Origin of the sequence: Sphingomonas sp. S-NIH.Pt3_0716 (assembly GCF_003950715.1) — a bacterium.
Taxonomy (GTDB): domain Bacteria; phylum Pseudomonadota; class Alphaproteobacteria; order Sphingomonadales; family Sphingomonadaceae; genus Sphingobium; species Sphingobium yanoikuyae_A.
Genome location: NZ_QLJK01000088.1, coordinates 1 through 2,349, shown reverse-complemented (window position 1 = coordinate 2,349; position 2,349 = coordinate 1). Strand labels below are relative to the sequence as shown.

At 61.2% G+C, this 2,349-nt stretch carries 2 protein-coding genes; both read left to right on the top strand.

The features are described from left to right. Positions 1 to 152 precede the first annotated feature (152 nt). Entirely contained in the window at positions 153 to 1,415 is a 1,263-nt protein-coding gene (gene istA, locus BRX37_RS26080) for an IS21 family transposase (protein WP_125990332.1), read from the top strand. Then, positions 1,412 to 2,272, top strand: coding sequence for an IS21-like element helper ATPase IstB (istB, locus tag BRX37_RS26075; RefSeq protein ID WP_119750084.1), 861 nt, complete (start codon positions 1,412 to 1,414; stop codon positions 2,270 to 2,272). Before istA ends, istB begins: the two co-directional genes overlap by 4 nt. Positions 2,273 to 2,349 lie beyond the last annotated feature (77 nt).

Sequence of the window (2,349 nt, the reverse complement as noted above, 5' to 3'; positions counted from 1 at the left end):
CCTGTCATCGGTCGTGCAATTCTCCGCAAAAGTGGGCTTTGAAAATTCCCTAGTTGGTGGCCCCTTCATCTCATTCTGCCGGGGCTAGCCCCGGCAGAATGAGATGAGCCGACATTGTCCTCATCTCCTTTGCAGACGCGGAGACGGGGCCGATGATCCGACTTGGAGAATTGATGATGATCCTCGAACTACATCGGCAGGGTGTATCGATATCCGCCATTGCCCGACGCACTGGTCGCGACCCCAAGACCATCCGAAAATATATCGAACGGGGCATCGAGGCCCCGGTTTACGGCCCTCGCATGCTGGGTCGACCGAACAAACTGGCACCCTATCTGGAATTTTTGCGTGAGCGAGTGACGGCCTTTCCCGATCTGACGGCGGCGCGCCTGACGCGGGAAATCCGTGAGCTGGGATATATGGGCGCCTATACCGCGGTAAAGCGGTTCCTGGCAGCGATCCGGCCGGAAAACGGCCCTAAGCCCTTTGAGGTTCGGTTCGAGACGCCGCCTGGCGTGCAGGCACAGGTCGACTTTGCCCGGTTCGTCGTCGAATTTACCGATGAGCCCGGCGTCAGCCGGATCGTCTGGCTGTTCAGCCTGGTGCTGGGACATTCGCGCTTCCTGTTTGCGCGCTACGTCATGCATCAGGATCTCCAAAGCCTGTTGCGCTGTCATATGCAGGCCTTTGAAGCGCTCGGCGGCGTCCCGATCGAGATCCTCTACGATCGCATGAAAACCGCTGTGACCGGGGAAGATGATCAGGGCCACATCATCTACAATCGATCATTGCTGGCTCTGGCCGGGCATTATCGCTTCGTGCCGCGCGCCTGCCGTCCCTATCGGGCCAAGACCAAGGGAAAGGTCGAGCGGCCATTCAGCTATATCCGCAAGGACTTCTTCCTGGGCCGGAGCTTCCGCAATCTGGACGATCTCAATGTCCAGCTGATCGACTGGCTCGATACCGTCGCCAACGTCCGTGTCCACGGCACGACGCAGCGGATTATTGCTGAAGCCTTTGCCGCCGAGCAGCCTGAGTTGCAGCTGCTTCCGGCGGGCCGCTTTGACGCTGTTCTGAAGCTGGAGCGCCGCGTCAGCCACGATGGGATGGTCTCGGTCGGCGGCAATTACTACAGCGTTCCCGATCGCACCCGGCGCGTCGTCGAAATCCAGCAGTTGCCCGACAAGATCCGGATCGTAGACCTGGGCCAGGTCATTGCCGAGCACCCGGTTCTTGAGGGGCGCCGGCAGTGCAGGATCGATCCTGCGCACCGGACAGGCAGCAGCGGCGCCAAGCGCCGTATCCATGGCAAAGAGGTAATCGCCATCGGTCGTGTAGGCGAGCATGTCACCGTGCGCTCCCTGGCCATCTATCAAGCGATCGGCAGCCAACTGGCGCGGGGAGAACGGCCATGAACCATGGGGGTGCCGCATCCCGCGTCGATAATATCCGCCGCAGCCTGGTCCATCTCAAAATGCCACGCGCCCTGGAGATGCTCGACGCCACCCTGCGCGGCATAGAGCAGGGCAAAATCGATGGCATCGAGGCCATCGACATATTGCTGAACGAAGAACTGTCGCTCCGGGAGAACCGCAGGATCAAGGCAGCCCTGCGCATGGCAAGGCTGCCGATCATCAAGACGCTGGACGGATATGACTTCTCCTTCCAGCCATCGCTCGACCGGAACCGCATCCTGGCGCTCGCTGGCCTGGACTTCATCAACCGGGCCGAGGTGGTGCATCTGCTGGGCCCGCCCGGTACCGGGAAAAGCCATATCGCCACGGCCCTTGCCGTCGAGGCCGTGAAGGCGGGCAAGAGCGTCTACTTCATCCCGCTCGCCGATCTGATCGCTTCACTGACCAAGGCTGAACGCGAGGGCACGTTGCGCGAGAAGATCCGCTTCCTATGCCGATCCTCCCTGCTCGTCGTCGACGAGATCGGGTATCTTCCCGTCACGCCCGGCGGCGGCAATCTCTTCTTCCAGCTCGTCAACGCCCGATATGAAAAGGGTGCCATGATCCTGACGTCAAACCGCGGCTTCGCCGAATGGGGTGATGTCTTTGGCGATCCGGTGGTGGCCACCGCGCTGCTCGACCGCCTTCTTCACCACGCTGTGGTCATCCAGATCGAGGGCTCCAGCTATCGCATGCGACAGCACGCCGACCTGCTGCCCGAGCATGCGCGCATGGCACCGTCCAACAACCCGCCGCCCTTGCCAAAGCGGCGCGGCCGCCCGCCAGCAAAGGAAAAGCCCGATCTCCATCACGGCTGATCACCGACACAAACCCTCCCGCCAAACTAGGGAATTTTAGATGCCCACTTTTGCGGAATCTTCGGTGCCCGTTGACA

Excerpts from the sequence above, each read along its gene's own strand:
- istB (WP_119750084.1), top strand. The coding sequence starts at position 1,412 with ATGAACCATGGGGGTGCCGCATCCCGCGTCGATAATATCCGCCGCAGC.
- istA (WP_125990332.1), top strand. The coding sequence starts at position 153 with ATGATCCGACTTGGAGAATTGATGATGATCCTCGAACTACATCGGCAG.